We start from the raw sequence: 4,969 nt of genomic DNA, 5'->3' as shown, positions 1-4,969 counted from the left end.
TTTTGCTTCTGAGGCCAAACTAAGGATAACGTCTCTTAATTCATTCAGGGCCGGGTAATAAACCTGTTCCACAGCATCTTTTAAAAGCCTTGGAGTTGCCGTATTGTTGATGTCCTGCGAAGTTAGTCCAAAATGAATGAATTCCTTATATTGTTCAAGTTTTAACTGTTCAAATTTTTCTTTAAGGAAATATTCAACAGCCTTGACATCATGGTTGGTTGTCTTTTCAATATCTTTAATTCTCTGTGCATCCTCAAGCTTAAAGTCAGAAATGATCCCCCTGAGTTCAGGGAATATTGAGGAATCGACATCTTTCAACTGGGGAAGGGGCAGCTGGCATAAAGCGATAAAGTATTCCACTTCAATTTTTACACGATATTTAATCAGTGCAAATTCAGAAAAATATTCTGCCAATTCTGCGGTTTTATTTCTATACCGCCCATCAACAGGAGAAATGGCAGTTAACGAATTTAACTCGTACATAGGAAAATGTATTAAAACCCCAAAGTTAATTATTTTTTAAGAATCCGGAACTAAACTTTAGTAAAGGCTATTTCAGGACTTTTTGTTTCATGAACTATTATTCGCTGGAGTGAGCTGTTTTTCTTAATTTTGTTCATTCTAATAAATATTTAAACCGATGAAAGCAATCAGAGTTTCTGCCGTTTCTTATGCAAATACTGTCCCCTTTGTATATGGCATAGAAAACAGCAAAGTTTATGAGGATATAGAACTGTCATTTGACGTACCTTCGATCTGTGCCGAAAAACTTTTAACGGATAAGGTAGATATTGGACTTGTACCTGTGGGCATTATTCCCGGGCTGAAAGAGCATTATATCATTTCGGAATATTGTATAGGGGCAATCGGCAAGGTGAAAACCGTTTTGCTGGCCAGCGATGTCCCTCTTGAACAAATTCAACAGGTACATCTCGACAGCCATTCCCGTACTTCCAATATTTTGGTCAAGGTCCTTTCGGCTGATTACTGGAAAATAAATCCTGTCTGGCTAGATCCTGACGGGCCTTTTACTCCTTCAAAAATTCGGGATAATTCGGCTGCTCTGATTATTGGCGATAAGACTTTTCATGAAGCGCCCCGGCATCGGTTTGTTTATGACCTGGCTGAGGAGTGGTTCAATTTTACAAAGTTACCTTTTGTTTTTGCCTGCTGGGTGGCTAATAAACCTTTGCCTGATGATTTTATCGCCAGGTTTGATGAGGCTTTGAAATTCGGTTTGTCTCATATTGAGGAGGCTGCTCAACTTGCCATGAATTCACAGACACGGGATGTCGATATTGTCGATTATCTTACTCATAATATAAATTATGATTTTGATGCTGAAAAGCAGAACGCTTTAAAGCTTTTTTACAATTATGCGGCCGGACAAAATTTAATTTAAAATCTGATCAATGAAAAGGGTATTTTTATATGTGATTTTTTCCTTCCTGGTTTTTATTTCTGCTTTTGCCGGCAGGATACGAGAAAAACAATGGCCTGTCAACCGTCCTGTAAAAGTTTATGTTTGTCCTGTGCAAAAAGAAATAGGCCCGGCAGCCTGGAGGATAGTTAAAAAAGGTTTTGCTGAAGCTGAACTCTGGCATGCTGACCTGGTGCTGATTCACATGAACACTTATGGAGGCAGCGTGGATGCTGCCGATTCAATCCGGACCAAAATCCTGAACAGCCCTGTGCCCGTTTATGTATTTATAGACAATAATGCAGCATCGGCCGGAGCCTTGATCTCCATTGCTGCCGACCGGATTTACATGAGGCCGGGAGCCACCATCGGGGCTGCAACGGTGGTCAATCAATCCGGACAGGCTATGCCGGATAAATACCAGTCGTATATGCGTGGTATGATCCGTGCTACAGCTGAAGCTCACGGAAAAGACACCCTGATTAACGGAAAAGATACGGTATATAAATGGAAACGCGACCCACTGATAGCAGAAGCTATGGTGGATCCAAGGACTTATATCAAGAACTTGAATGATACCGGAAAAGTATTGACTTTAACAACCAATGAAGCAATAAAATGGGGTTTTTGCGAAGGAAAAGCTGAGACAGTCAGAGGTGTTCTTGCTCAGGCCGGAATAAATCATTATTCAATCAGGGAATTTAAGCTCACCGCCCTGGAATCAATTATCGGTTTCCTGATGAATCCCTTGCTCCAGGCTATTCTCATCATGATCATTGTCGGAGGAATTTATTTCGAATTTCAATCGCCGGGTTTGGGTTTCCCTATCGTCATGGCTATATTTTCAGCTGTTTTATACTTTGCCCCGCTCTACCTGGAAGGACTGGCCGAGAACTGGGAAGTGCTGGTTTTTATCGCGGGACTTATCCTGATTGCCCTGGAGGTTTTTGTGGTTCCGGGATTCGGTGTTACTGGCATCTCCGGGATTATCCTTACTATTGCCGGTTTGACGCTCAGCCTGGTTGATAATGGCATTTTTAAAACCGGGGGGATCTACCCTGTTTATGTTATTCTTAGAGCTTTCAGCCTGGTTTGTATGTCTATGTTTGTCTCCTTTCTTTTGTCTCTGTGGGCGAGCAAGAAACTTTTTACTTCATCCCGTTTCGAAAATCTGGCTTTAAATACCAGTCAGGATAAAGAACTCGGTTACACCAGCTATGGCAGCGAAGGCTACAAACTTGTCGGGAAAACAGGTGTTGCCCATACCGTATTGCGCCCTTCCGGAAAAGTTATTGTTGAAGATGAAGTTTATGATGCCAAGTCTGAATTAGGTTTTGTTGAAAAAGGACAAAAGATTAAAGTTGTGAGGTTTGAAACCGGACAAGTATATGTCAGAAAGGAATAACATGCAATTTTTAGGGGGTGGCCTGTTAAAATTTGCATTTATTTGAGATTTGAGTTCCAATTATGCATAAAATTGACTAATCTTGCACTGTCTAATTTGGGAAATGTTTTTTATTCCGAGGGGGAAGAAAATTTAAAATCTTTTCGGATTTATAAAGGATAGTTTTTTAGTTTTTCCCCAGGTGTAATTTAATAGGTAAGATATGAGATTAGTAAGGTCACATACAAAGGTTATAGCCACTTTAGGACCAGCTTCCAATACCCGGGAAGTGATGTATCAGATGATTGAAGAAGGGGTAGATGTGTTCAGGCTCAATTTTTCGCATTCCAATCAGGAGGAACACAAAAAGTGTATACAGATCATTAATTCTCTGAATGAAGAACTACATACCAATATTGCCATTTTGGCTGATTTGCAGGGTCCTAAGCTCAGAATCGGCGAGGTTGAGAATAATTTAATTGAGGTCGCCGATGGTGATCTTTTGACTTTTGTTACCGAGAAATGCATGGGTACTAAGGAGCATCTCTACCTTAGTTACCAGCAATTTCCCCATGATGTGGAAATTGGGGATACAATCCTGATTGACGACGGAAAGATACAGTTGGAAGTTACGGAAACCAACAGGCACGATAAAGTAAAGGCTAAGGTTATTCATGGCGGGCCAATTTCCTCCAAGAAGGGGGTTAATCTTCCCAATACGGATATTTCCATGCCCAGTCTTACTCTTGCAGATATTGATAACGCCAATTTTGCCATAGAAAATCAGGTTGACTGGGTTGCCCTTTCGTTTGTCAGAAGTGCAAAGGATATTCTTGATCTTAAGGAATTGATTGCCAGCAAAAAAGGTCATGCCGGGGTAATAGCCAAAATCGAAAAACCGGAGGCTCTCCTGGATATAGATAAAATCATTGATGCTGCCGACGGGGTAATGGTTGCCCGCGGGGATTTGGGTGTGGAAGTGCCTTTTGACCAGGTACCCTTGATACAAAAGCAAATTATCAATAAATGTATCTGGAAATCGAAACCCGTTATCATTGCTACTCAGATGATGGAAAGCATGATCACCAATTTTCGCCCTACCCGTGCTGAAGCTACAGATGTGGCTAATGCCGTATTGGATGGTGCTGATGCACTGATGCTCAGTGGTGAAACTTCAGTGGGTAAATATCCGGCCGGTGTGATCCGTAATATGCAAAAAATTATCGATTATACTGAGGCTAATACCGAAAATAGTAATGGTTTCCCTTTCAACAGGGAACATGCGCCGCAGGAACACACAAACAATTTTATTTCCAATTCGATATGCTATAATGCATATAAGATGTCCCAGCAAACCGGGGCTAAAGGAATTATTAATTTTTCTCATACGGGATATACGGCCTACAGAATTTCGGGCCATCGCCCGGTGGCATCTGTTTTTTCTTTTACCAACAACCGCACCTTATTGAGAAAGCTTCAGTTGGTCTGGGGTGTAAGGGCTTATTACTATGATAAGCTCGATGATATTGATGAAAGTATAAATTATACTATTCAGTTTTTGAAAGATAAAGGGTTGTTGCATACCAATGATGCTGTAATCCATATAGTAGGCACTCCGCTTTGGGAAAAAGGGCAGGCCAATATGATGAAACTAAGCATTGTTCCTTAAGATTGTATACGTTATAAATTTAAATATTGAATTTTCCTGTTGAAGGTCTTTTTTTTAAGGCCGGCAGCAGGTTTATCTTAATTATTACTGATGGGAAATACTCCTTACGAGGTTTTTATTAATGTTATTGGCTGGCTTGGTTCACTGGAAGTGCTTGTGGCTTATGGGCTAAATTCTGTGGGGAAAATTGCAGCCAAGTCTGTGGTTTATCAGATTCTTAATTTCACCGGAAGTGTATTTTTAATAATCAATACTATTTTTTACCACGCTTTTCCTTCGGCCTTTTTGAATGTTGCATGGGCTGCGATAGCAATAATCGCAATGTCCCAAATTTTTAGCAGTCGTAATCATAAATAATAAACAGATCAGTGACAGATTATGATGTAATAGTGATAGGAGGCGGAGCTGCAGGCCTCATGGCTGCAGGTCAGGCAGGAAGCAGGGGGGCTAAAGTGCTTGTATTGGAAAAGATGGGCCAACCTGCACGGAAATTACG

6 protein-coding genes are annotated in these 4,969 nt (G+C 40.8%); 5 read left to right on the top strand and 1 reads right to left on the bottom strand.

Annotated features, from left to right (window positions below; all coding sequences use genetic code 11):
* Window positions 1-483, bottom strand: a 483-nt coding sequence (locus Q8907_12600; protein ID MDP4275110.1) for a lyase family protein, incomplete at its 3' end; no start/stop codon positions are given.
* 157 nt (window positions 484-640) lie between these two features.
* On the opposite strand from Q8907_12600, the gene Q8907_12595 reads away from it, so the two are divergent.
* The 5 genes from Q8907_12595 to Q8907_12575 form a co-directional block, all read left to right on the top strand.
* Window positions 641-1,402: a menaquinone biosynthesis protein gene (locus tag Q8907_12595; GenBank protein ID MDP4275109.1), complete on the top strand. Its 762-nt coding sequence runs from the start codon at window positions 641-643 to the stop codon at window positions 1,400-1,402.
* 10 nt (window positions 1,403-1,412) lie between these two features.
* On the top strand, window positions 1,413-2,825 hold the full coding sequence (locus tag Q8907_12590) for an NfeD family protein (protein ID MDP4275108.1): 1,413 nt from the start codon (window positions 1,413-1,415) through the stop codon (window positions 2,823-2,825).
* 202 nt (window positions 2,826-3,027) lie between these two features.
* A complete protein-coding gene (gene pyk, locus Q8907_12585) occupies window positions 3,028-4,473 on the top strand; it encodes a pyruvate kinase (GenBank protein MDP4275107.1) in 1,446 nt (481 codons plus the stop codon).
* A gap of 90 nt (window positions 4,474-4,563) precedes the next feature.
* Window positions 4,564-4,830, top strand: coding sequence for a hypothetical protein (locus Q8907_12580; protein MDP4275106.1), 267 nt, complete (start codon window positions 4,564-4,566; stop codon window positions 4,828-4,830).
* Window positions 4,831-4,841: 11 nt separating this feature from the next.
* Window positions 4,842-4,969 (top strand): NAD(P)/FAD-dependent oxidoreductase (locus Q8907_12575; GenBank protein MDP4275105.1); only part of this gene is annotated, 128 nt, incomplete at its 3' end.

The organism is Bacteroidota bacterium, from assembly GCA_030706565.1.
Lineage (GTDB): Bacteria > Bacteroidota > Bacteroidia > Bacteroidales > JAUZOH01 > JAUZOH01.
The sequence above is the reverse complement of the archived record's forward strand: the minus strand, read 5'-3'. Positions and strand labels throughout refer to the sequence as shown.